At 70.3% G+C, this 23,185-nt stretch carries 24 protein-coding genes; 7 read left to right on the top strand and 17 right to left on the bottom strand.

Annotated features, from left to right (window positions below; all coding sequences use genetic code 11):
* Positions 1–36: 36 nt before the first annotated feature.
* From NJ4_RS06455 to NJ4_RS06445, 4 genes are read right to left on the bottom strand one after another with little or no spacing between them, the layout of a single operon-like run.
* Positions 37–1,059, bottom strand: coding sequence for an SIS domain-containing protein (locus tag NJ4_RS06455; RefSeq protein WP_067431912.1), 1,023 nt, complete (start codon positions 1,057–1,059; stop codon positions 37–39).
* Positions 1,060–1,062: 3 nt separating this feature from the next.
* Positions 1,063–1,227 carry a Trm112 family protein gene (locus tag NJ4_RS25080; RefSeq protein ID WP_082563761.1) on the bottom strand — a complete coding sequence of 55 codons (165 nt, stop codon included), beginning with the start codon at positions 1,225–1,227 and terminating at the stop codon, positions 1,063–1,065.
* A complete protein-coding gene (locus NJ4_RS06450; protein WP_067431905.1) occupies positions 1,224–2,609 on the bottom strand; it encodes a phosphomannomutase/phosphoglucomutase in 1,386 nt (461 codons plus the stop codon). Before NJ4_RS06450 ends, NJ4_RS25080 begins: the two co-directional genes overlap by 4 nt.
* 27 nt (positions 2,610–2,636) lie before the next feature.
* Complete coding sequence (locus NJ4_RS06445) at positions 2,637–3,002, bottom strand: DUF3499 domain-containing protein (RefSeq protein WP_067431903.1); 366 nt, start codon at positions 3,000–3,002, stop codon at positions 2,637–2,639.
* 49 nt (positions 3,003–3,051) lie between these two features.
* Here NJ4_RS06445 and NJ4_RS06440 point away from each other — a divergent pair, with 49 nt between their 5' ends.
* Positions 3,052–3,486 (top strand): metallopeptidase family protein, encoded by a 435-nt coding sequence (locus tag NJ4_RS06440; RefSeq protein WP_067431902.1) that lies wholly within the window; start codon positions 3,052–3,054, stop codon positions 3,484–3,486.
* 29 nt (positions 3,487–3,515) lie between these two features.
* Here NJ4_RS06440 and NJ4_RS06435 read toward each other — a convergent pair whose 3' ends face one another.
* Genes NJ4_RS06435 through sigE form a run of 3 tightly spaced genes read right to left on the bottom strand, consistent with a single transcriptional unit; the run spans position 3,516 to position 6,081 of the window.
* Complete coding sequence (locus NJ4_RS06435; protein WP_067431899.1) at positions 3,516–4,991, bottom strand: S1C family serine protease; 1,476 nt, start codon at positions 4,989–4,991, stop codon at positions 3,516–3,518.
* Positions 4,988–5,503: an anti-sigma factor gene (locus NJ4_RS06430; protein ID WP_067431896.1), complete on the bottom strand. Its 516-nt coding sequence runs from the start codon at positions 5,501–5,503 to the stop codon at positions 4,988–4,990. The genes NJ4_RS06435 and NJ4_RS06430 overlap by 4 nt, the downstream gene beginning before the upstream one ends.
* Positions 5,500–6,081, bottom strand: coding sequence for an RNA polymerase sigma factor SigE (sigE, locus tag NJ4_RS06425; protein ID WP_067431894.1), 582 nt, complete (start codon positions 6,079–6,081; stop codon positions 5,500–5,502). Before sigE ends, NJ4_RS06430 begins: the two co-directional genes overlap by 4 nt.
* 367 nt (positions 6,082–6,448) lie before the next feature.
* On the opposite strand from sigE, the gene NJ4_RS06420 reads away from it, so the two are divergent.
* On the top strand, positions 6,449–6,994 hold the full coding sequence (locus tag NJ4_RS06420) for an O-methyltransferase (RefSeq protein ID WP_456093714.1): 546 nt from the start codon (positions 6,449–6,451) through the stop codon (positions 6,992–6,994).
* 47 nt (positions 6,995–7,041) lie between these two features.
* On the opposite strand, the gene NJ4_RS06415 is transcribed toward NJ4_RS06420, so the two are convergent.
* Together NJ4_RS06415 and NJ4_RS25075 are read right to left on the bottom strand one after the other, a co-directional pair.
* Positions 7,042–8,547: a leucyl aminopeptidase family protein gene (locus NJ4_RS06415; RefSeq protein ID WP_067431888.1), complete on the bottom strand. Its 1,506-nt coding sequence runs from the start codon at positions 8,545–8,547 to the stop codon at positions 7,042–7,044.
* Positions 8,548–8,679: 132 nt separating this feature from the next.
* Entirely contained in the window at positions 8,680–8,847 is a 168-nt protein-coding gene (locus tag NJ4_RS25075) for a DUF3117 domain-containing protein (protein ID WP_082748240.1), read from the bottom strand.
* A 120-nt stretch (positions 8,848–8,967) separates the two neighbouring features.
* Between NJ4_RS25075 and NJ4_RS06410 the strand changes: the two genes are divergently transcribed.
* Positions 8,968–9,744, top strand: a complete 777-nt coding sequence (locus NJ4_RS06410; RefSeq protein ID WP_067431885.1) for a PaaX family transcriptional regulator — start codon at positions 8,968–8,970, stop codon at positions 9,742–9,744.
* A gap of 25 nt (positions 9,745–9,769) precedes the next feature.
* A complete protein-coding gene (locus NJ4_RS06405) occupies positions 9,770–10,564 on the top strand; it encodes an enoyl-CoA hydratase-related protein (protein WP_067431881.1) in 795 nt (264 codons plus the stop codon).
* A 100-nt stretch (positions 10,565–10,664) separates the two neighbouring features.
* Here NJ4_RS06405 and NJ4_RS06400 read toward each other — a convergent pair whose 3' ends face one another.
* The 4 genes from NJ4_RS06400 to dapE are packed head-to-tail and all read right to left on the bottom strand — an operon-like array spanning position 10,665 to position 13,237.
* Positions 10,665–11,090 carry a hypothetical protein gene (locus tag NJ4_RS06400; protein WP_067431878.1) on the bottom strand — a complete coding sequence of 142 codons (426 nt, stop codon included), beginning with the start codon at positions 11,088–11,090 and terminating at the stop codon, positions 10,665–10,667.
* A 14-nt stretch (positions 11,091–11,104) separates the two neighbouring features.
* Entirely contained in the window at positions 11,105–11,395 is a 291-nt protein-coding gene (locus NJ4_RS06395) for a DivIVA domain-containing protein (RefSeq protein WP_067431875.1), read from the bottom strand.
* A 7-nt stretch (positions 11,396–11,402) separates the two neighbouring features.
* Positions 11,403–12,176 carry an LOG family protein gene (locus NJ4_RS06390; RefSeq protein WP_067431872.1) on the bottom strand — a complete coding sequence of 258 codons (774 nt, stop codon included), beginning with the start codon at positions 12,174–12,176 and terminating at the stop codon, positions 11,403–11,405.
* On the bottom strand, positions 12,173–13,237 hold the full coding sequence (dapE, locus tag NJ4_RS06385) for a succinyl-diaminopimelate desuccinylase (RefSeq protein WP_157550828.1): 1,065 nt from the start codon (positions 13,235–13,237) through the stop codon (positions 12,173–12,175). The genes NJ4_RS06390 and dapE overlap by 4 nt, the downstream gene beginning before the upstream one ends.
* A 51-nt stretch (positions 13,238–13,288) precedes the next feature.
* On the opposite strand from dapE, the gene NJ4_RS06380 reads away from it, so the two are divergent.
* A complete protein-coding gene (locus tag NJ4_RS06380; protein WP_067431867.1) occupies positions 13,289–14,149 on the top strand; it encodes an LLM class F420-dependent oxidoreductase in 861 nt (286 codons plus the stop codon).
* Here the strand turns inward: NJ4_RS06380 and NJ4_RS06375 are convergent.
* Together NJ4_RS06375 and NJ4_RS06370 are read right to left on the bottom strand one after the other, a co-directional pair.
* Complete coding sequence (locus NJ4_RS06375) at positions 14,098–15,741, bottom strand: ABC transporter ATP-binding protein/permease (RefSeq protein ID WP_067431865.1); 1,644 nt, start codon at positions 15,739–15,741, stop codon at positions 14,098–14,100. The two genes, NJ4_RS06380 and NJ4_RS06375, sit on opposite strands and share 52 nt — an antisense overlap.
* Positions 15,738–16,892 carry a hypothetical protein gene (locus NJ4_RS06370; RefSeq protein ID WP_217996786.1) on the bottom strand — a complete coding sequence of 385 codons (1,155 nt, stop codon included), beginning with the start codon at positions 16,890–16,892 and terminating at the stop codon, positions 15,738–15,740. Before NJ4_RS06370 ends, NJ4_RS06375 begins: the two co-directional genes overlap by 4 nt.
* Before the next feature lie 151 nt (positions 16,893–17,043).
* On the opposite strand from NJ4_RS06370, the gene NJ4_RS06365 reads away from it, so the two are divergent.
* Positions 17,044–17,757, top strand: coding sequence for a YoaK family protein (locus tag NJ4_RS06365; RefSeq protein WP_067431862.1), 714 nt, complete (start codon positions 17,044–17,046; stop codon positions 17,755–17,757).
* Between the two features lie 30 nt (positions 17,758–17,787).
* Here NJ4_RS06365 and NJ4_RS06360 read toward each other — a convergent pair whose 3' ends face one another.
* On the bottom strand, positions 17,788–18,483 hold the full coding sequence (locus tag NJ4_RS06360) for a TetR/AcrR family transcriptional regulator (protein WP_082748239.1): 696 nt from the start codon (positions 18,481–18,483) through the stop codon (positions 17,788–17,790).
* A 124-nt stretch (positions 18,484–18,607) separates the two neighbouring features.
* Here NJ4_RS06360 and NJ4_RS06355 point away from each other — a divergent pair, with 124 nt between their 5' ends.
* The gene (locus NJ4_RS06355) at positions 18,608–19,273 is read left to right on the top strand and encodes a hypothetical protein (RefSeq protein WP_067431856.1); all 666 of its coding nucleotides are present in this window, start codon (positions 18,608–18,610) and stop codon (positions 19,271–19,273) included.
* Positions 19,274–19,371: 98 nt separating this feature from the next.
* Here NJ4_RS06355 and ileS read toward each other — a convergent pair whose 3' ends face one another.
* Entirely contained in the window at positions 19,372–22,713 is a 3,342-nt protein-coding gene (ileS, locus tag NJ4_RS06350; RefSeq protein WP_067431853.1) for an isoleucine--tRNA ligase, read from the bottom strand.
* Positions 22,714–23,185: the final 472 nt, after the last annotated feature.

Here is a 23,185-nt window from a genome sequence, read left to right as displayed (position 1 = left end):
CCCCACGGAGGGAGCGAAACGTCAGGGAGTATCGCGTCAGTCGTCGACGAGGCCGAGTTGGAGGTAGGCCGCGGCGTAGCGGCCCGAGAGGATCAGCGAGGCATAGCGGGCCACCTCGCTGCCGTTACCGACCTCCACCGTCTCGACGCGGACCCCGCGACTGTCGGCCGCCGATCGCAGTCGGGTGAGCTGCTCTCGACCGACCGGGTCGTCGGCGCCGTCGTCGAGGACCAGGAGGACCGTGCGCAGGTCTCCGGAGTCGTCGGCGAACGGGTCGTCGAAGACGTCACGGGCCCGGGTCGCCTCGAGCACGGGGAGCAGGTGCTCGGCATCGCCGGCCAGGGCGCTGCGGCCGGATGCCCGACGGATCGACTCGGCGACGCGGCGAGCCGCGCGGGCGGCCAGCACGGATCCACCCCAGACCAAGGGGTTGGCGTCGGCCAGCGAGATTGCCAGCACCTTGGCGGGGTTGACCGCCAGGTCCCGGTGCGGGGAGTCCGCGATCGCGACCGCGTCGAGCGCCTCGGCCACCTCGTCGGCGTCGGAGGCGGGGCCGAGACCGATCTGGTGCAGGTAGTCGAGCATCACCACGGCCGTGGCGAGCTGGTCGCCGGACTGGATGGGCAGCACGGTGGCCCACCGACCGGCGGCGTGGTCGGCCACCATCGAGTCGGCCTGGCACGCGACCACGACCTGACACCCGCGACGCACGGCCTCGGCGACTGCGGATGCAGCGGCCGGGTCGGACCGCTCGGGGGCCAGGATCACCACGAGGTCGAGGCTCCCGGTCCAGCCCGGCAGGGCGGCACCGGGCCAGGCCACGAACGGCACCGGGCACCACGGTTCGAGCACTGCGCGGAGCAGACGCGAGTCGGGACCAGCCGCGATCACCGCGCGAGGACGTGAGTCCTGGCTGCGGCCCACGGCCTCAGTGATGGCGTCGGCGGCGTCGCTGGCGGCCCGACGCACCCGTGCGCCCGACTCGGCCAGGGAACGCAGCAGCAGATCCGAGCCGGCAAGCGCGGACTCGTCGTCGAGGCGGGACTCGTCGAACCACATGAGTCAGGCCGTCGTACGTGCCTCGTCGACCAACAGCACCGGGATGTCGTCGCGGACCGGGTAGGCCAACCCGCACCCGGAGCAGACGAGCTCCTCGGCGACGGGCGCGAGCGTTCCGTGGCAGTCGGGGCAGACGATGATCTCGAGCAGGGCGGGGTCGATGTTCACTGGTCTCTCCTGATCACACTGAGTACGGCGTCACGCATGGTCACCATCGTCGCCTCGTCCTTGCCCTCGGCGTTGAGCCGGAGCAGGGGCTCGGTGTTGGAGGCCCGCACATTGAACCACCAGTCGTCGTGGGCCACCGTGAGCCCGTCGAGGTGGTCGAGGGCCACACCCGGCGTGCCGGCGTACGACGCCTCGAGCTCGTGCAGGATCGCGGCCTGGTCGGCGACGGTCGAGTTGATCTCGCCGGAGGCGACGAAGCGGACGTACTGCTGCAGCAACCGTGACAGCGGCTGCTCCCCCTCGGCCAGCGCGGCCAGCGCGTGCAGGGCAGCGAGCATGCCGGAGTCGGCACGCCAGAAGTCGCGGAAGTAGAAGTGGCCGCTGTGCTCGCCGCCGAAGATGGCATCGGTCTCGGCCATCGTCGCCTTGATGAACGAGTGGCCGACACGGGTGCGCACCGGTGTGCCGCCGAGCTCGGTGACGATCTCGGGCACGGACCGGGAGGTGATCAGGTTGTGGATGATCGTGGCACCGGGCTCGCGGGTCAGCTCGCGGGCGGCGATCAGACCGGTCAGGGTCGACGGTGACACCAGCTCGCCACGCTCGTCGACGAGGAAGCAGCGGTCGGCGTCGCCGTCGAAGGCCAGACCGATGTCTGCCTTCTCGGCCAGCACCCGCTTCTGCAGGTCGACCAGGTTGGCCGGCTCGATCGGGTTGGCCTCGTGGTTGGGGAAGGTGCCGTCGAGCTCGAAGAACATCGGCACGACCTCGACCTGGTCGCCCAGCCGGTCGAAGACAGCCGGCGCCGTGTGGCCGGCCATGCCGTTGCCCGCGTCGATCACCACCTTGAGCCGCCGGCCAGACACGGGCGCCAGCGAGAGCAGGTGGTGGGCATACTCGGCGAGCACGTCCCTGTTCGTGACGGACCCGGTCTGGGCGCCGGTGACCTCGGTGGCGACGGCGTCGCGAATATCGAGCAGCCCGGTCTCGGCGCCGATCGGCCGGGCGCCGGGCAGGCACATCTTGATGCCGTTGTAGGCGGCCGGATTGTGGCTGGCGGTGAACATGACGCCGGCCAGGTCGAGGTGCCCCGAGGCGAAGTAGAGCTGGTCGGTGGAGGCCAGGCCGATCACGACGACGTCGGCACCGGCGGCCGAGGCGCCCTCGGCGAAGGCTCCGGCCAACCCGGGCGACGAGGGGCGCATGTCGTAGCCGACGACCACGGTCGACACCTGGGTGACGGCGACGAATGCCCCACCGATGCGTCGGGCGAGCGCGTCGTCGATCTGGTCACCGACGAGGCCGCGGACGTCGTACGCCTTGAAGATGGCGTGCAGGTTCGCTGGGTCCAGCGTGGATGCTGGTGCAGGGGCAGGAGGCATGGCGCGAGCCTATCGCCCGGTGCCTGCTCAGTCGCTGCTGAGCACCCTCAGGTGACCGCGTCGCGTGGTCTCGCGGCCGGTCTCGGCCTCGAGTCCGGCGGGCGCGGGCAGGCGCGGCGCCGGACGAGCGGCCTCGCGGACGGCATCGGCGAGGGCCAGCAGGTCGTCGCCGCTGGGCTCGAGCGTGGTCGGGTCCGGCGCCAACCGGAGCACCTCCCACCCACGCGGCGCGCTGAGGCGCTCACTGTGTGCCTCGCACAGGTCATAGGCGTGGGGTTCGGCGTACGTCGCCAGCGGTCCCAGCACCGCGGTCGAGTCTGCGTAGACGTAGGTCAGCGTGTTGACCGCAGGACGGCCACAGGCGGTACGCGAACAACGACGGGCTGGATTCACGGGGCAGACGCTACCTCTCCCCTGCCCGGTGTCCGATTAGGCTCGCGGCGTGACTGTGCGACGAAGGGACCGACGTGACCGGGGCATGCGTGGGCCGGAGATACTGCCGCCCCTGACGCCCGGTGGTCTGCGCGCCCCGGCCAGGCCGACACCACGCGAGCACTTCGACGCGATCGTGCTGGGGATCGTGGCGGCCATCGACGAGCGTTGGCATGACCGTCTGGGTCTGGTCGAGTTCGCCGTGGAGGACACTCCACTCGTGCCCGATGACTGGTCGGAGCCCTCCGTGCCCCTCTCGACGCTGATCCGCGGAACCGGTGGTACGCCGACCCGACTGGTGCTGTTCCGTCGACCCATCGAGCACCGCTGCGACGGCCGCGAGGAGTTGGAGGCGATGGCCTTCACGGTGCTGGTCGAGCAGGTGGCCGAGCTCCTCGGCATGGAGGCCGCCGACGTCGACCCCCGCTACAGCGACGACGACTGAGCCGTTCGTCGCCGGCTGAGCCGCGCGGCTCAGCCGACCTTCGAGTCGAGGGTGATCTTGACGGTCTTCTCGTCGCCGCCCCGGTCGACGGTGAGCTTGACCGTGTCACCGGGCAGGTGTGAGCGAATGGCCACGATCAGGGTCGGGCTGTCGGTGATGACGCGGTCGTCGAGTGCGTTGACCACGTCGCCCTTCTTCAACCCGGCCTCCTCGGCGGGGCTGCCCTTGACGACTTCCTGGATGTGCGCACCGTCGCCGGTCCCGTCGCTGTTCACCGTGGCCCCGATGACCGGGTAGCGCGCCTCGCCGTCCCGAAGGATCTGGTCGGCGGTGACCTTGACCTGCTCGATCGGGATGGCGAAACCAACCCCGATGTTGCCCGACTCCTGGCCGGTCGAGGACCCACCGGTCGTGGCGATCGCCGAGTTCACGCCGACCACCTGTCCGGCCAGGTTGACCAGCGGACCCCCGGAGTTGCCCGGGTTGATCGCGGCGTCGGTCTGCACCGCGTTGATGTAGGACTGGGAGTCTTCCTGCCCACCGGTGGTCACCGGCCGGTCCAACGCACTGACGATGCCGGCTGTCACCGTGCTGCTCAAGCCCAACGGCGAGCCGATCGCAACGACGTTCTCACCGACCCGGAGAGACTTCGAGGCACCGAGGGCGGCGGGTTTGATGTTCTTGACGTCCTTCACGTAGAGCACGGCCAGGTCGTAGACCGGGCTGCGACCGACGACGGTGGCCGGGTAGCGGTTGCCCTCGTGGTCGACCACGGTGATCTTGCCGCCGTCGGCAGCCTCGGCGACGACGTGGTTGTTGGTCACCACATGACCCTGCTTGTCGAGGAAGAATCCAGAGCCCGTGGCCCCACCCTCCTCGCCGTTGAAGTCGGCGAGGATCTGGACGGTGCTGGGCAGCAGCTTGTCGGCCACGGCCACGATGCTGCCGTTGTCGGCCGGCAACGGTGGCGTGGTGACGGTGTCGACGTCGGAGAGACCGTTGCTGGTGCGTCCGGGCTCGTCGGAGTCGTCCTGCCAGCTCGTCATCGCGGCGCCCCCCAGGGCACCCCCGACGAGGCCGATCAGCAACGACAGGAGCGCCACGGCCGGCCAGATGCCCCGCGACACCTTGGCCCTTGCCGGCTGGGCGGGACGCTGGTTCCACTGCTGCGGCTGGGGCGCCGGGTAGCCGACCGGACCGGGACCGACCGAGGTCGCGCCGGGGTGGGGGCCCCCGGGGTTCGGACCGACCGGGCCGTACGCCGACTGCTGACCCGGCGCGTGCTGACCGGGCATCTGCTGGCCGGGCGCATGCGGAGGAGCCGGCCAGTCACCCGATGAGGTCGGTGACTCGGAGGCGCGCCCAGCCTGCTGCTCCTCGGGGGGAGCGAACCGTGCCGTGTCGTCGGGCGGCGACGGGCGCTCGGCCTGCGCGGCCGGGAGCGGCACCGTGTGCTCGACGTCGGGCTCGGGGAGGTCGGGGTTGGGTGGCTGCTGGTCGTTCACTGTGCGATTGTCACCCATCTGGGAACGGAGCCGTCATGCACGGTGGTGCGTGAGGACGTGGAGGACGCGCTGGTCGCGCCCACGGGCGCGACAGGTCGCGAGGATCCGGAGACCCCCGTCAAGGACGTGGCGGGACCGCGTCGGTCGACGGACGGAGCCTGGGCCGGGATGGCCAGGGCCAGGACTCCGACCATGACTGCCCCGACGGAGCCGGCCCCGACCACGGCAACTGCCATCGTGCGGCGGCGGACCACGAAGGACGACTCGCTCGGCTCCGGCTCCGGCGACAGCGCGGAGGGCTGGCAGAGGACGCTGCGCAGGTAGTTGGGGGCGGCGGGCTGGCTGGTGCCCATGTTGAGCCCGGCCAGGCGGGTCTTCACCCACCCCTCCTGCTCGACATGGCTGCGGCACAGGGCGCAGCCGTGGACGTGCGCCCACAGCCGGTCGGCCTCGGCGGGCGTCAGCTGACCGTCGACGAGAGCACCCACCTTGGTGCCCACGTGGCCGATCACTGGGCTGCTCCGTGCGGAGTCACCGACGGCATCGGCCCCGAGTAGCGCAGGCGGCCGGGTGCCGGCGCCCGGTGGGCCAGCGCGTCGCGCAGCATGGCGCGGCCGCGGTGGATGCGGGAGCGGACCGTGCCGAGCTTCGCGTCCAGGATCTCGGCGATCTCCTCGTAGGAGAGGCCTTCCACGTCGCACAGGACCACGGCCGCCCGGAAGTCCGGGGGCAGCTGGGCCAGGGCGCGTTCGACGTCGCCCTCGAAGCGCCGGTCGGCGTACTCGTCGTGCGGGACGCCACCGTCGCTGCGAAGACGAGCGGCCCGCTCGTCGGAGAGCGCGTCGAAGCGGATCCGCTGCTTGCGGCGGGCGCCGTCGAGGAACAGGTTGGTGGTGATGCGGTGCAGCCAGCCCTCGAACGTGCCGGGACTGTACGTCGCGAGCGAGCGGAAGACCCGGACGAACACGTCCTGGGTGAGGTCCTCGGCATCGGCCTGGTTGCCGGTCAGCCGGTAGGCCAGGCGGTAGACGCGCTCGGAGTGCTGGGCGACGATCTCGTCCCAGCTGGGGACCACGTGGTTCTCCGACATGGTGCTCTCCTGACCTCGTCCTCGCTTCAACCTGACCTCGTCCACGCTAGGGAACCCGACTGAGAGGAACCTGAGCGCTCCCATGGGAGTTGCTGGGAGCTTCCTCACCTCCTCCAACGATTCCCCCACCCCTCCTGTTCCCGGCCCGTTCACGTGGCCGGGCGTTCCTCTCGCCGGCCCGTTCCCGTTCCGGCTCCGGAGCCCGTCGACCCGGCCGTTATAGGGTCGTCGCATCGGTGAGTCGTCACGACCTCAGGAGGCTGTCATCACCACCCCCATCAAGCCCGCGAGTTGGACCTACGCCGAGGAGTTCGTCGCCGAGGACGAGATCCTGGCCGCTGCCCGCGCCCGTGCCGAGGAGGTCGGCGTGGTGCCGATCGGCTCCGGTGTCGGCGCCGCCCTGCGCTTCCTGGCCGCTGTGCTCGATGCCCGCGCCGTCGTCGAGATCGGCACCGGCACCGGTGTCTCCGGCCTCTGGCTGCTGCGCGGCATGCGACCCGACGGCGTGTTGACGACCGTCGACGTCGAGACCGAGCACCAGCGCCTGGCCAAGCAGACCTTCACCGAGGCCGGCGTCCCCGCGCAACGGGCGCGCACCATCCCCGGCTCCGCACTCGACGTGCTCCCCCGGCTGACCGACGGCCACTACGACCTGGTCTTCTGCGACGGCGACAAGCGTGAGTACGCCGACTATCTCAAGGAGGCCATGCGTCTCCTGCGCCCGGGCGGCGTGGTCGCGTTCGACAACGCACTGTGGCACGACCGGGTCGCGGACCCCGCTCAGCGCGACGAGGAGACCGTCGCCATCCGCGAGCTCGGCCGCACCATGCAGGAGGCCGAGGGATTGCTGCCCGTGCTCCTGCCGGTCGGTGACGGACTGCTCGCGGCGAAGAAGGAATGGATCCCCGAATGACCCGCGGTTGAGTGCTCAGGTGGCTGCCCGCGCAGCCACCTGAGCACTCAACCGACGTGGGTCAGTCCGGCCAGCGGGTTCTCGCGCTCCAGCCAGGTGAGCAGGGTGCGGGCACCGAACCCGGTGGGTCCGGCGGTCCACTCGTGGTCGTCGGTCGGGGCATCGCCCACCGAGGCCACGTCGAGGTGCAGCCAGGGCAGCCCGCCGGTGAAGTGCTGGAGGAACAGGGCCGCCGTGATCGCACCCGGGTTGCCGGCGCCGTTGTCGCCGTCGGCCACCTTCGAGGTGAGCTTCTCTTCGTACTCCTCGGCGAGCGGGAGCCGCCACAGCCGCTCTCCCGAGTCCGAGCCCGCCTTCGCGATGACCTCGGCAAGCGCCTCGTCGTTGGCGAAGAAGCCCCCCGTGCGCAGGCCGAGGGCGACCTTCATCGCGCCGGTGAGCGTGGCGATGTCGACCAGGGCGTCGGGCTTGATCTTCGCGGCGGCGTACGCCATCGCGTCGGCCAGGACCAACCTGCCCTCGGCGTCGGTGTTGGTGACCTCCGTGGTGCGCCCGCCGTAGTGACGGATCACGTCGCCCGGACGGTAGGCGTCGCCGCCGATGGCGTTCTCGGCCGCCGGCACCAGGCCGGTCACCTTGATCGGGCACTCGAGCGCGGCCAGCGCGGCCATGGTGGCCAGCACGACGGCACCGCCGGTCATGTCTCGCTTCATGTTGACCATCGCCTCGCCCGGCTTGATCGAGAGACCACCGGTGTCGAAGGTGATGCCCTTGCCGACGATGACGACGTGGCCGGAGCCCTTGCGGACCGAACGGCGCGGCGTGTAGTCGAGACGGATCAGTCGTGGCGGCGTCACCGAGGCCGCACCGACGGCAAGGATTCCGCCGAAGCCCTCGTCGGCGAGCTGCTTCTCGTCCCACACGGTGAGCTTGAGGTCCGCCTCATCGGCGAACACCTGGGCCTGTTCCACCAACCAGGCCGGGTTCTTGGCGTTCGACGGGACGCTGGCCAGGAACCTGGCCCGCCATCCGGCCAGGGCGACCGCGACGGCCTTGTCGAGCGCGGGCTGCAACGCGGGCGAACCACCCAGCACCACCCGGCGTACCGGGTGCGCCTTCGCACCACCCCTGCGCCAGTGGAACTCGAAGGAGCCGAGCGTCAGCCCGACCACGAAGGCCCGCAGGCCCGAGTCGTCGCCGACCGAGGCGATGGTGGTGGCCACCTGGTCCTGGTCCTTGACCCGACGACCCAGTGCGGCTCCGGCGGCGCGCAGGTCGGCCGACGTTCCCGAACCGACGCCGACCAGGGCCAGCGCGGGGAATCGTTCGTCGTCGAGCAGCGGGTGCATGACGATCTCGCCGGCGGCTCCGGTCGCGGCGTGGTGGTCGAGGAGCGCGAAGAGGTCGAGGTCGACCGCATCCAGGAACTCGGCGGCTCCCGGGCCCAGCGTGGGACCGCGGTCGTCCGCACCGACGAGGACCGGGATCGCCACGATGGACGGAGACCCTTCGTCGAGAACGTCCTCGCGAAGGACGAACTCTGGCGGGGTCACCTGCTCCGGAACCGTGGTGCTCGCGCTCGCTCGGCCACGTCCGTGCTCAGACGTTGACCACGCAGCTCGGCTCCTGTCGTGAGCCTGGTCCGTCTGCTTGTGGCCGCCCCGGCCTCTCGCCTCGCTCACGGGTCAGCCAACTACACCCTTGAGTGCATCGCCGAGGGCCGTGGCTTCCTCAGCGTTGAGTTCGACAACGAGACGGCCACCGCCTTCGAGCGGAACGCGCATGACAATGCCGCGTCCTTCCTTGGTGACCTCCAGCGGACCGTCCCCAGTCCGCGGCTTCATCGCCGCCATCCGCGCACCTCTTCCTGTGCCTATGCCGCGCCCCGTGGCGCTGTACGCAGGAACCAGTATTCCCCATTGCCCCACCAGTCCCGAAACGCCGGGGGTCCCCGTGCTGGCACACTCATCCCCATGCACGCCCGTTCCGCGCTCTTCGACGTCTACGGAGACCACTTGAGCACGCGCGGCGACCGCGCGCCCGTGGCCGCCCTGGTGCGCATGCTCGAGCCGGTCGGCATCGCGGCGCCGGCGGTGCGCACCGCGATCTCGCGCATGGTCCAGCAGGGCTGGTTGACCCCGATCCTGCTCGAGGGCGGACGCGGTTATGTCGCCACCACGCAGGCCGAACGACGACTCGACGAGGCACGGGCGCGCATCTACCGCACGCTCGACCGGGACTGGGACGGCTCGTGGCACCTGGTGGTCCTCGACCCGGTCGGCTCCCGCACGGTGCGCACCCGGGTGCGCGACGCGCTGCAGTGGATCGGGTACGCCGAGCTCGTCGACGGGGTGTGGCTCAGCCCCTGGCCCCACCCCGAGCTCGATGAGCTGCTGGCCCGCGAGGGCGTCACAGCTGCTCGGGCCGCGGCGACCGCGTTCCACCCGCCCGACCGGCCGACCGGCTGCTGGAACCTCGCCGAGCTCGGTGGGGAGTACGCCGCCTGGCTGGACCAGGCCCGCACCGCGCCCTGGCGCACGGAGATCGACGACGGCGACCAGGCGGACTTCGCGCACCGCTTCCACCTGGTCCACGAGTGGCGCAACTTCCTGTTCCGCGACCCGGGCCTCCCCGACGCTCTCCTGCCCGCCGATTGGCCCGGACGCGAGGCCGCGGAGTTCTTCACCGCCGAGGCCGCCCGCCTCAAGCCCGGCGCGGACCGCTTCGTCGACCGCTGCCTGACCACCTGATCCGCCCGACCACGAAGGGGAACCCATGCCCGACCAGTCCGTGCTCGTCGACATCACCGACGGCATCGCCACCATCACCCTCAACCGACCCGAGGCGATGAACAGCCTCGACATCGCGACGAAGGAGGCCCTGCTCGACGCCGTACGCCGGGTCGCCGAGGACGAGGCCGCACGCTGCGTCGTCCTCACCGGCACGGGTCGCGCGTTCTGCGTCGGACAGGACCTCAAGGAGCACATCCGGTTGCTCGAGGCCGGCGACTCCGAAGCGCTGTTCACCACGGTCGACAAGCACTACAACCCGACAGCGACCCTGCTGGCCACGATGAACAAACCGGTCATCGCCGCCGTCCAGGGCGTTGCCGCCGGCGCCGGCGCCAGCCTCGCGTTCGCGTGCGACTTCCGCATCCTGGCCGACACCGCCGGCTTCAACCTGGCCTTCACCGGCGTGGCCCTCTCGTGCGACACCGGGGCCTCGTGGACCCTGCCGCGCCTGGTCGGACAGGCCAAGGCACTCGAGCTGCTCTACTTCCCGAGCACGCTCTCCGCCGAGCAGTCGGCCGATCTCGGCCTGGCCACCACGGTGGTCCCCGGCGACGACTTCGCTGCCGAGGTGGCCACCCTGGCCCGCAGGTTGGCCGACGGTCCCACCCAGTCGTTCGGCTCGATCCGCCGGTCGGTCACGAACTCGGCCGGTGCCTCGTTCGAGGACGCGGTCGCCTTCGAGAGCCAGATGATGCAGCACACCGGGGCCACCGCCGACCACCGCGCCGCCGTCGAGGCGTTCGTGGCCAAGCAGAAGCCGGTCTTCGAGGGCCGCTGACAGGTCGTACGTCGGCGCGGGTCGACGTACGTCCTGGGTCGCGGTCTGCCCGGCGACCTGGCTGCGGCACGTTGTTCCTGTGCCGGGCGGCGGGCGGGGCTCAGATCTTCGAGAGCAGGTAGGCCCACGTGAAGACGCTGACCCCGATCACCATACCGACGTGGGCCAGCACCGAGAGCCCGGGGCCTTGACTCCAGCTGTCGAGAACGGCATCCGAGGAGTGCCGGCCCGAGGACGGCATCCAACGCACCAGGATCATGAGCCCGGCCACCGCCGTCAGCCAGAACAGTGCCAGCGCGGCGATGCCGATGAGCGAGTTGCCGTTGCCCTCCCCGACGCCGGTGATCAGAAAGACGACCCAGCACATGGTGGCCGCAAGACCCGCGACGGTGTGGACGTTGAGCAGCATCGACGAGGTCTGGAACCGGCCGGCGCCGGCCTTGTCACCACCCAGCCGCACGCGGGTGAGCACCACGACGACGACCGCCAGGGCGGTGAGGATGTAGATGATCCACGGAAGAGGCACGGGCCGAGTGTGCCCTACGCGTCGGTGTTCTCGCCATCCTCCGCGCCGCCCGGAACGTCGCGGGCGTCCTCGAGCTGTCGCGCCAGTCGGTCCACGAGCGCGTCGACCTCACTCATCCGGTAGCCGCGCAGGGCGGTGGTGAAACGGACTCTGCGCAGGTCGTCGCCGAGCAGGTCGCGGCCGGCCGGGACCATGACGTCGCGTCGGTCGGGCGTCGTCGGCTTCATGCCCTGCCCGTAGCCGGAGGCCACCACTGCGACGCCACCGAGCGCGAGCACGATCAGGACCGCGAAGAACCACGTCATCGCCGCGTCACTCCGGCTGCTTGGCGGCCGGAGCCGTCGGCCCGTGGCCCTCGCGGGCCTCAACCATGAGATGGACGGCCAGGTCGAGGTCGTCGGTGACGGTCATCAGGTCGAGGTCCTTCTCGGAGATCTTGCCCTGAGCCATCACGGTGTTGCGGAGCCAGTCGATCAGCCCCGACCAGTAGTCCACACCGACCAGGACCACGGGGAAGGAGGTGACCTTCTGGGTCTGCACCAGGGTGACCGCCTCGAAGAGCTCGTCGAGGGTGCCGACCCCACCGGGCAGCACGACGAATCCCTGGGCGTACTTGACGAACATCGTCTTGCGGGCGAAGAAGTAACGGAAGTTGACCCCCTTGTCGACCCACTGGTTGAGACCGGTCTCGAAGGGCAGCTCGATGCCCAGGCCGATGCTGGCCCCGCCGGCTTCGGAGGCTCCCTTGTTGGCCGCCTCCATGGCGCCCGGACCGCCACCGGTGATCACTGCGAAGTCGGCCTGGACCAGCTTGCGGCCCAGCTCCTCGGCCTGCGCGTACGCCGGTTCGTCGACCCTGGTCCGTGCGGAGCCGAACACCCCGATCGCCGGGCCGAGCTCGGCCAGCGCGCCGAATCCCTCGACGAACTCGGACTGGATGCGCATCACGCGCCAGGGGTCGGTGTGCACCCAGTCGGTCGGCCCCCGCGAGTCGAGGAGCCGTTGGTCCGTCGTACCGCTGTCGACCTGCGAGCGGCGCATCACCACCGGCCCGCGGTGCTTGTCGCGGCCCTTGCCCTCCGTCATGACTCCCCCAACCAGATCCGCAGCTGCTCTTCGCACCGCTCGATGTGTGCGAACGGGACGTGCTCTTCCTGCTTGTGCGCCAACAGTGGATCACCCGGCCCGAAGTTCACCGCAGGCACCCCGAGCTCACTGAACCGGGACACGTCGGTCCAGCCGAACTTCGGGTTCGCCTCGCCACCGACGGCCTCGAGGAACGCCGCGGCGGCCGGTACGGAGAGACCCGGGAGCGCGCCGGGGGCGAGGTCGGTGACCGTGACGTCGTAGCCGTCGAAGAAGTCCCGCAGGAACCTCTCGGCCTCCTCACCGCTGCGGTCGGGGGCGAAGCGGTAGTTGACCTGCACCACGCACTCGTCGGGCAGCACGTTGCCGGCCACGCCGCCGTCGATGAAGACGGCGTTGAGGCCCTCGTGGTACTCGAGTCCGTCGATCACCGGCTTGCGGGGCTGGTAGTCGGCGAGCTTGGCCAGGATCGGAGCCGCGGCGTGGATCGCGTTGACGCCCATCCAGCTGCGGGCGCTGTGCGCGCGCTCGCCGGCCGTGCGTACGTCGACCCGCATGGTGCCCTGGCAGCCGGCCTCCACGACCGCGTTGGACGGCTCCATCAGGATCGCGAAGTCGGCCTGCATGAGCTCGGGGGCGCTCCGGCCGAGCTTGAACAGACCGTTGTGCTCGGCCTCGACCTCTTCGGCGTCGTAGAAGATGAAGGTGATGTCGCGGTTCGGCTCGGTCAGGTCGGCGGCCAGCTTGAGGGCGACCGCGACGCCGCCCTTCATGTCGCAGGAGCCGAGTCCGTGCAGGAACTCGTCGTCGCGACGGGCCGGCAGGTTGTCGTTGAGCGGCACGGTGTCGATGTGACCGGCGATCACCACCCGGTCGTCGCGGCCGAGGTTGGTACGGGCCACGATCGTGTGGCCGTGACGGGTCACCTCGAGGTGCGCCAGGGGGGTCAGGGCGGCCTCGACGGCGTCCGCGATCACCTGCTCCTGGTGACTCACCGACTCGATGTTGACCAGTTGTTCGGTGAGGGTGACGGCGTCGGCGGCGAGGTCGAGTTCGGGCATGCCCGCCATCGTAGAGGCGCGGAATACTGGAACGTGTTCTAGATTGTCTCCATGCGCCACGGAATCGTCCTGTTCACCAGCGACCGCGGGATCACCCCGGCCGCTGCCGCACGTGCCGCCGAGGATCGCGGGTTCGACACGTTCTACGTGCCCGAGCACACCCACATCCCGGTCAAGCGCGAGGCGGCCCATCCCGGCACCGGCGACGAGACCCTGCCCGACGACCGCTACACCCGCACCCTCGACCCGTGGGTGTCGTTGGCGACGGCTGCTGCGGTCACGTCGCGGATCCGGCTCTCCACCGCCGTCGCGCTCCCGGTCGAGTCGGACCCGATCACCCTGGCCAAGACGATCGCCACGCTCGATCACCTCTCAGGTGGCCGGGTCACCCTCGGCGCCGGCTTCGGGTGGAACGTCGACGAGCTCACCGACCATCACGTGCCGGCCGCGAAACGACGTACGGTCCTGCGCGAGTACGTCGAGGCGATGCGGGCGTTGTGGACCGAGGACGAGGCGTCGTACGACGGCCAGTTCGTGCAGTTCGGCGCGTCGTGGGCGTGGCCGAAGCCCCTGCAGGCACACGTCCCGCTGTTGATCGGTGCCGGAGGCGGACCGAAGACGTTCGCCTGGATCGCTGCCCATGCCGACGGGTGGATGACCACGCCGATCGAGACCGGCATCGGGGTGAAGGCGTCTGCGCTGCACGAGGCCTGGGCCGGCGCGGGACGCGAGGGCACCCCCGAGATCCACGTGCTGATCGCCGCCAGGCCGACTCCCGCCGACCTCGCGGAGTGGGCGGCTGCGGGAGTCACCGAGCTGATCTGGGGCGTTCCCGACACGTCGGAGGACGAGGTCGTCGCCTACCTGGACCGACTCTCCACGAAGCTCGACCTGGCAACCCGGGCCTCCTGACCATCCGTGTCGAGGCGCCACACGCGGTAGTCCTCGAGAAACGCGTCAGGATCGTCGCTCCTGACGACCAGGATGCCGGCGTACTCCCTGATCGCACGGCGCAGGTGCCGGAGGTGTCCGGCGCCCAGCTGGTCGTCGAGGTGGTCCAGCACGACCAGGGGCGGGTCGCCGTACAACGCCCTCGCCAGACGCAGCTGTGCCTGCTCGGGCGCCATGAGCGGCTGCCCCCCGCGGCGTAGCTGCGTCCGCTCCCCCTGGTGGAGACCGGCGACGCGACAGGTGAGGCCGACGCGGGCCAGCACTGCGTCGATCGGCTCCCGGCACGTAGGACGCTGGTAGCGGACGAGCCGAGCCACTGACCCTCGCTCGAAGGGCGTGCCGGCGGCTCCGTGGCCGACCAGCGACCGTCGTCTCTCACCCGCGAGGTCGAGAAGCTCCACACCGTCGAGGATGACCTGGCCGACCACCGCGTCGGAGAGGCCGGCCAGGGCTCCGGCGACCGCAGCCGTCCGCTCGGCCCGCGTGCTGCGCAGCACGATCACGTCGCCCGCTCGCGCGTCGAGGTCAGGGACAGGAGTGCCGTCGACACTGACGCCACGGATCACCAGGCCCGGTTCGGCCGACTTGACACGCTGCCACGTCGTCCTCCCCGACGGCCGGGCGGCGACCACCAGGGCCGGGCCGATGATCCGGCGTGCGGCCCGGTAGGACTGGCGGTACTCGACCACGCGGCCGAGCTCGTTCACCGGCCCGGTGAGGACGCCGACGACGGTCAGCGCGGTCGCCACGGTGGCTCCGGGGAGACCGGCCCAGACGCCGACGGCTGCCACTGCCACGGAGGCCAGCCCGGTGGTGGTGATCGCCGAGCCGCGGATGAGTCCGCCGATCCTGGCGCGCGCCACGGATGCGTCCGCCACCTGCTGGCCTCGTGACGCGATCCGACGCACCTCGCGGCGCGCACCGCCGCCCGCGCGGATCGACTCCGAGGCGTGCACGGTGTCGCTGACCCGGGCCGCCAGACCCCCGCGGAGCCGGCGCAGCTCGCGCGAGCGCTCGTACTGCGGCACGGCCAGCATGGCGAGCACGATGCCCAGTGCCGCCAGGGGGAGGCCGACGGCGAGCACGAGCATCGGGTGGAGGATCCACAGGGCCACCACTGTCCCGAGGATCACGGGGACCCCCACGACCAGCGGCGTGATGCCGAGCGCGATCCAGTTGCGCACGGAGTTGAGGTCGTTGGTGGTGCGGGCGACGGTGATCCCGACGTTGGGCCCGGTCTCGGCCAGGCTCGAGGCGACCAGGCCGGTGCGGATCTCCTGCACGTAGTCCTGTCCGAGCCGCTCGGCAAGGACGCGTTCCTGGTAGCGGAGGATCCCGAGGACGAGCGCACCAGCACCGAGTACGGCGACCGCCGTCATCCGCGACGTGGTGTCGCGTGCAGCGAGCACGACCGGCATCAGGAAGGCCGTCAGCACGACCAGGGTGGCCTGGCCGAGCCCGCTGGCCACCAGCTGCGCGAAGCGGCGGCGCCTGGCGCCGACCAGCAGCCGGGGCAGCCCTGCTGCTTCTGGCCCCGGCTCGCTCCCGGTCATGCGAGCAGGCGGTTCGCCACGTCCGCCTGCGCCAGGTCGAAGGTGTCCACCACCGGCACGTCGACCACGGCGGCTGCCTCGCGGGCGGCCAGCGGCGACGCGGTGACCACCCCGCTGAGGGCGATCACCTCGTGGCCGGCCTCTTGGAGGAGCCTGACGCCGGCTCCCGCCCCGAGCGCGTCCGCGGCGGCGAAGACGACCTTGTCCACGAGTCCGTCGAAGAGCGGGTCCCGGAGGAGCCGCGAGGTCTCGGACTGGTAGACCCCGTCGGCGATCTCGATGACCACGACGTCGGTCCCGGCCTCGTTGAGCTCGTCGACCATCGAGGAGAGCAGTGCCCGCACCGTGGTGTGGGCGAGGCGGAAGGTCGAGGGGTGTCCGAAGTCGGTGAAGTCGAGCACCTTCGACGCACCGGCATCGGTGAACAGGCGCGGGTCGCCGCCGGCGCCTGTCCCGGTGGCCTTTCCGGCGGCGACGGTGAGCCCGGACTTGGTCAGCCCGTGGACGAGGTTGGCAAGCGTGGTCGACTTCCCGGAGTTCATCGACGTGCCGAGCACCGCGATGACGGTGGGCCCGGCGGAGTCGGCTCGGCGCGCGTCGGCGCTCGGCGGGTCCACCACGGAGAGGGGAGCCACCCGGCTCAGGTTCACCACGCCGTCGCCGTCGGCGAGGAGACCGATCGGCTCGAGGACCGTTGCGAAGTCGATCGAGGCGTGCTGAGCGGTGACCCGGCCGATGATGCCGCCGGCCGCGATCAGGTGGGCCGTGCCGAGGTCGGCGGGCACCTCGGCCTCGAACTGGTCGGGTGCGTAGCGGTGGCCGTAGGCGACCAGGATCTCGTCACCCACGAACAGGCTCGCCCGGCGGCTGTGCGGGGTCTCGAGGCGCTTGCGCTTGCCGAGCTCGACCACCCGGGCCAGCGCCACGTCTCCCGGGCGGGGCGCCACGCCGGGGTCGACCCGCAGTGAGTAGCCCTGGGAGTCCTCCTCGAGGCGCTCGGCGAGGAAGCGGGTCGTGTAGGCCTTCTTGGCGCGCTGGAGCCGGGTCGGGTGGAGCGGCAGGACGTGGTCGTCGGCGACGTCGGCGTCGACGGCGTCGGCGAGGGACAGGTGGACGTCGATGTGGTCGGTGGAGGCGTAGGTCGAGGTCATGACAGGAACGCTAGGAGCCGGTGATGAGCCGGGCATTAGGCGTGGATGAGAGGACTTTCAGGTCTCTCATCCACTCTCATCGGGCCGCTGCCGCATCGGACCGCTCGGGTCACGTGTCCGGGTGCCGGGTCCCTGCACCTAGGGTCAGGACATGTTCGGTCTCACCGGTTCCGAGCGGACCGACGTTCGCAACGCGCAGCTCGCCAGCCTGCTGGCGCTGCTCGCCGGAGTGCTGAACTCTGTCGGCTTCGTCGCCGTCTCGGCGTACACCTCGCACATGACCGGACTGACCGCCACGGTCGCCGACTCGCTCGTTCTCGGCTTCACCGGTCTCGCCTGGCTGGCCGTGGTTGCGCTGACGGCCTTCGTGCTCGGGGCGATGAGCTGCGCGATCATCTTCAACTGGGGTCGTCGGCGAGGCCTGCACGGGCGCTATGCGAATGTCCTCGTGCTCGAGGCGTTGCTGATCCTGGCCTTCGGACTGCTCGCGGAGAGTCTGCACGTGTCGAATCGCGCGTACGTCTTCATCGGAGTCCTCGGCTTCACCATGGGACTGCAGAACGCGATCATCACCAAGCTGTCCGGGGCACAGATTCGCACCACGCACGTCACGGGGATGATCACCGACATCGGGATCGAGCTCGGCAAGCTCGCCTATCGCGAGCGCACCCCCGACCTGCCACCGGTGACCGCCGACGCCCGCAAGCTCGGTCTGCTCGTCCTGTTGGTGCTGCTCTTCTTCCTCGGCGGCGTGCTGGGCGCCCTGGGCTACGTGCGGTTCGGGTTCCCGGTCGTGGTGCCGATGGCGGTGCTGCTGCTCGCGATCGCCTCACCGCCGGTCCTGCACGACCTCCGAAGCCGCTGACCCTGAGCTGGTCCGCGCTCACCCGGCGAATCAGAGCCCGAGCAGGGTCGCCTCGTGGTCGACGAACGCGTCGAACAGCGCATCCGCCGGCTCGAACCCTCCGACGAAGTGCCCGTTGAGCTCGAGGGTGAGCGCGCCGATGACGCGCGCGAACGCCCCCAGCAGCGCCAGCACCGCCGTCGGGCTCACCTCGAGTCCGAGGGCCTCGTCGGTCACTTCGAGCTGACCGAGCAACACACGACCGGGCCTCGACCAACCGTTGACTCCGACCTCGTCGCGGCTCGAGCGCAGCACGTCGACGACGGGTCCGAAGAACGCATCGACCACACGCCCAGCGGGGGCGATGGTGTCCTGCGGCGCCCGATAGCCGGGAATCGCGGACCCGTAGACCAGGGCGAAGCGGTGCGGCTCGGCCAGTGCCCACTCACGCATGGCCCGACAGGTGTCACTCCATCGGCGCCGCACTCCCCTGCGGTCGGCGGCACCGGCCTCTTCCAGCGCTCGCCCGAGGTCGTCGTAGGCATCGACGATGAGCGCTGTGATGAGCTCGTCGCGACTGGAGTAGTAGCGGTAGATCGCACTGGAGACGATGTTGAGCTCACGGGCGATCGCGCGCAGTGACAGCTCGCCCGCACTTGTGCTCGACAGCTGCGAGAGAGCGAGCCGCTTGATCCGGGCGATGTTCTCCGTCCGGGCGACCTCTCGCGGAGTGGGTCCCTTGGCCATGCCTCGCATCCTGCCACAGCAACAGGAGCATGTGTCACTTTTGTGAGCACCGCTCTTGTTTTCAGCACCGCCTCGGGCTTATGGTCTTCACAACAGAGAGCACTGCTCACATTTTGGGGAGACCATGACCAAGCACCTCGGCACCACCATCGGCCTGGCGATCTCGGGCCTCGCCTTCATGGCCTACCCGGCCCTGCGCCCCTGGGGAGACGAATCCGGCTCATCGGGCGCCACCACGTTCGGTTCGGCCGCCTGGCCGATCGCGCACGCGCTGGGCATGCTCGGATTCGTGGCCCTGGCGTTCGCGCTGCGCAGCGCGACGTTGACCACACCCTGGCGCTGGACCGGCCGACCGACCCGCGAGGCCGAGAGCCGCATGTGGTTCGCCGTGGCGATGCTGCTCCCCTACTACGGAGCCGAGGCCTACGGGCTGCACGCGCTGGGCGACTATGCCGTCACGCATCACGACGCCCGGGTCATCGACGTCGCCGACGCCTTTCGCTACGCACCGTTGCCGATGACGACGTTCGCCCTGGGACTGCTCGCCCTGGTCCTGGTCGGTGGCCGACTGGCACACGGCATGTGGAACACGGGCGCGTCGGGTCGCACCGGTGGACTTGCCTCCGGACTCGGCCTGGCCACGTACCTGCCGCAGTTCTTCCTGGGCGCCGAGTTCCGCATCGCCCACGGCATGGTGCTCGGCACCGGACTGCTCCTGCTCGCCGCCCACACGTGGGCGCGCGCCGACGCGAGCGCCGGGCAGGCTCCGCCCCAGGCTGCCGTCGGGTGAGACGGCACGGGTGCGCCCGTGCTGAGTGCGTGCACCCCGCCCGCCGGGTGCACACAGTCGTGGACGTGGCCTTCTGCACGCGGCGGCGGGGAGGTGGGTCAGGCGGGGGTCACGTTCACCCGGGCCTTGGCGCCGTCGCCCACCTCGACCGCAGCCCCGGCACTCTCCGTCGAGTCCGCGAAGACGACCGTGGTGGCCAGGGTCTCGCCGGCGATCAGGGCCTCATGGGTCCGGGCAGCCGCCAGGACGGCGTCGTCACCACCGATGGTCAGCGTGATCCGGTCGGAGACGTCGAGGCCGGCGTCGCGGCGGGCCTGCTGGACCGCTCGCACGAGGTCACGGGCAAGCCCCTCCGCGGCCAGTTCCGGGCTCACGACGGTGTCGAGCACGACGAACCCACCGTGCGGGAGCATTCCGGTCGCCGAGTCGTCACCCGATGCGGCCACGGTCTCCAGGGTGAACTCTCCCTCGACCAGGGCCAGGCCGCCCGACGTCACGGCCCCGTCATCGGCGACCGACCAGTCGCCCGACTTCGAGCCCTTGATCGCCAGCTGCACGTCCTTGCCCAACCGCGGGCCGGCCGCACGAGCGTTGACGGTCAGCTTCTGCGAGACGCCGTACGACGCGGCCTCGGGGTCGGCCAGGTCGAGCAGGCGGACCTGCTTGACGTTGACCTCGTCGGAGACGATCGACACGAAGCCGGCCAGCGCGTCGGCGCCGTCGACGACGACCGTCAGGGTGGCCAGCGGCAGCCGGTTGCGCAGGGACGCGCTCTTGCGCAGCGCAGAGGTCGCCGAGCACACGTCACGTACGACGTCCATGGAGGCAACCAGTTCGTCATCCGCGGGCAGCTCATCGGCGGCCGGCCAGTCGGTGAGGTGCACCGAACGACCACCCGTCAGCCCGCGCCACATCTCCTCCAGGGTCAGCGGAAGCAGCGGTGCGCTGACCCGGCACAGGACCTCGAGCACGGTGTGGAGCGTGTCGAAGGCGTCGTGGCTCCGGGACGGCACGCCGCTCGACTCCCCGACCGCCGGGGAGTCCGTCTCCCAGAAACGCTCGCGGGAGCGGCGGATGTACCAGTTGGTCAGCACGTCCAGGAACGACCGCGTGGACTCGCAGGCACCGGCGATGTCGTAGGCGTCCATCTGGCCCGTCACCGTCTCGACGTGCTGGCGCAGCTTGGCCAGCAGGTAGCGGTCGAGGGGATCCTGCGACGTCGTCCGCCACTGCGCGTCGTACCCCTCGCCCGCGTTCGCGGCGTTCGCGTAGAGGCTGAAGAAGTACCAGCTGTTCCACAGGGGCATCAGCACCTGGCGGACGGTGTCGCGGATGCCCTGGTCCGTGACGATCAGGTTGCCGCCACGAAGGATCGGCGAGGCCATCAGGAACCAGCGCATCGCGTCGGCGCCCGCACTGTCGAAGACCTCGCGCACGTCGGGGTAGTTGCGCAGCGACTTGCTCATCTTCTGACCGTCGGAGCCGAGCACGATGCCGTGGCAGATCACCGAGCTGAAGGCGGGCTTCTCGAAGATGGCGCTGGCCAGGATGTGCAGCATGTAGAACCAGCCGCGGGTCTGCCCGATGTACTCGACGATGAAGTCGGCCGGGAAGTGGTGCTCGAACCACTCCTCGTTCTCGAACGGGTAGTGCACCTGGGCATACGACATCGAGCCGGAGTCGAACCACACGTCGAGCACGTCCTCGACCCGGCGCATCGTGGACTGGCCGGTCGGGTCGTCGGGGTTGGGACGAGTCAGGTCGTCGACATAGGGACGGTGCAGGTCGGGCTCGCCGTCGGCGTTGAGCGGCACCCGCCCGAAGTCGCGTTCTATCTCGGCGAACGAGCCGTAGACGTCGATGCGCGGGTAGGCCTCGTCGTCGCTCTTCCACACGGGCACCGGGGAGCCCCAGAACCGGTTGCGGGTGATCGACCAGTCGCGGGCGTTGGCCAGCCACTTGCCGAACTGGCCCTGCTGGATGTGGTCGGGCACCCAACGGATCTGCTCGTTGAGCTCGAGCATCCGGTCCTTGAACGCGGTCACCTCGACGAACCACGACGAGACGCCCTTGTAGATCAGGGGCTCGCGGCAGCGCCAGCAGTGCGGGTAGGAGTGCTCGTAGGACTCGCGACGCAGCAAGACGGTGCCGGGAGTGACGGATCCGACCTCGTCTGCCCCCCGGGTGGCAGCCTTGAGGTGGTCCATGATGTGCAGGTTCGCGTCGAAGACCAGCATCCCGGCGTACTCGTCGACCGGGTGCGTGAATCGACCGTCCTTGCCGACCGGCATGACCGGTTCGATGCCCTCGCGGTCGGTGACCTCCTTGTCGACCTCACCGAAGGCGCCGGCACTGTGCACCAACCCGGTGCCGTCGGTGGTGGTCACCGCGTCGTCGGCGGCAACGATGCGGAACGCATTCTCGTGGCCGGCGTAGTAGGAGAACGGCGGCGCATAGCTGCGCCCGACCAGGTCGGCGCCGCGGTAGCGGCCCACGACCGTGAACTCCGGCTCACCGGTGGTCGAGCCTGTCGAGACCCCCAGCTCGCGGGCGTACGACGGCAGCCGGGCCTCGGCCAGCAGGTAGCGGGCGGTGGTGTCCGTGCCCGGTACGCCGGCCTCGACCACGACGTAGTCGATGTCGGAGCCCACCATGACCGCGAGGTTGGAGGGCAACGTCCACGGCGTGGTGGTCCAGATCAGCACGTGGGCGCCGTCGAGCACCGGGTCCGCTCCGGTCGCCTCCATCACGAAGCCGACGGTGACCGCGGGGTCCTGGCGATTCTTGTAGACGTCGTCGTCCATGCGCAGCTCGTGGTTCGACAGTGGCGTCTCGTCGTTCCAGCAGTAGGGCAGCACCCGGAAGCCCTCATAGACGTAGCCCTTGTCGAAGAGCGACTTGAACGCCCAGATGACGCTCTCCATGTAGTCGGGGTTGAGCGTCTTGTAGTCGTTGTCGAAGTCGACCCAGCGGGCCTGGCGGGTGACGTACTCCTGCCATTCGTCGGTGTACTTCAGCACCGAGGCCCGGGCGGCGTCGTTGAACTTCTCGATGCCCATCTCGTGGATCTCGTCGGTCGTCTTGAGGCCGAGCTGCCGCATCGCCTCGAGCTCGGCGGGCAGCCCGTGGGTGTCCCACCCGAAGCGACGCTCGACGCGCCTGCCACGCATCGTCTGGTAGCGCGGCACGACGTCCTTGACGTACCCGGTGAGCAGGTGGCCGTAGTGCGGGAGCCCGTTCGCGAAGGGCGGGCCGTCATAGAAGACGAACTCGTTCTCGCCGTTCTCCCCTGCCTGACGCTGCTCGACGCTGGCCGCGAAGGTCTCGTCCTGCTTCCAGTAGTCGAGCACCCGCTCCTCGAGAGCCGGGAACCTCGGGCTCGAGGGAACGCTCGCGGTCTCGTCCTGCGTCTGCTGCGTCGAGGCCTTGGGATACGTCATCTGCTCTCCTGCGGGTACGTCGTACAACTCGGGGCTGTTGCCACGAGGACGACTCCCCCGCCTCATCTGCAGGTCGGGGTGACCGCGGTACCACCTCGCTTGCCTCCCGCCGGGGCGGGAAGCCGCTTCATCTTCGGGCAGTGACGGACCCATCCGTCCGGTTCTAGTGAGGCCGTTGCCGACCCGTTCTTCCGGAGACTCACCGTTGATGACGGCTCAGACGTCTGTGCCAGCAGGATACCGCCACGGAGGTGCACCGGCCCAATCAGTTGCCACTCCGGGCCCACCCGTCGTGATGTTTGACGCCGGCCGGGGCTGGTTAGGTTCACAACGCCCACTGACCCCAGGAAAGCGACTCGGGACCTGCCATGAACGACACCCTCGGACCGTCCGGCGACCAGCCCTGGCAGCAGCCGCCCGGCGGCCAGCGCCAGCCCGGCCCACCGAACCAGCAGCCCGGGCAGCCACAACA

This window comes from Nocardioides jensenii JCM 1364 = NBRC 14755, assembly GCF_001552535.1.
Lineage (GTDB): Bacteria > Actinomycetota > Actinomycetes > Propionibacteriales > Nocardioidaceae > Nocardioides > Nocardioides jensenii.
The sequence above is the reverse complement of the archived record's forward strand: the minus strand, read 5'-3'. Positions and strand labels throughout refer to the sequence as shown.